General features: G+C 82.8%; 1 protein-coding gene. It reads right to left on the bottom strand.

The window, feature by feature from the left end; genetic code table 11:
• A partial coding sequence (locus AC2CHG_RS31745; RefSeq protein ID WP_484526244.1) for an ROK family protein occupies positions 1-529 on the bottom strand: 529 nt, incomplete at both ends.

Raw genomic sequence — 529 nt, 5'->3', positions numbered from 1 at the left:
GCGCCGGCCCGGTCGACGACCTGCCGGGCGGCCGCGTCACCGGCCGCCGCACGCCGCGCCACCTCCCGGCCGGTGACCGGGTCACCGCCGGTGAGCGCGTACGCGGCGGCCAGGCCGGTGCCGGAGGCGATCGCCTCCAGGTGCCCGTACCGGCCGCAGCCGCAGCGCAGCCGGTGCGCGCCCGGGACCGGCAGGTGCCCGAGCTGGCCGGCCGCGCCCCGGGCGCCGCCCTCGACCCGCCCGTCGTTGACGATCGCGCCGCCCAGCCCGGTGCCGACGGCGGCCAGCAACACGTGCCCCCGGCCCCGTCCGGCGCCGGCCCAGCACTCGCCGAGCGCCGCCGCGGCGACGTCGTTGGTGACGCGCACCGACCGGCCCAGCCGCGCTGCCAGCTCGTCGGCGACCGGGGTGCCGGCCCACCCGGGCAGGCTGTCCGTGGCGTACCGGATGGCGCCGGTCGCCGGGTCGACGGTGCCCGCGGTGCCCACCCCGACCGGCCCGGGGCCGGCGGCGGCGAGCAGCTCCGCGG

The organism is Micromonospora sp. ATLC20, assembly GCF_057196585.1.
Note: the sequence above shows the minus strand (reverse complement) of the source record. Positions and strands in the feature narration are given on the sequence as shown.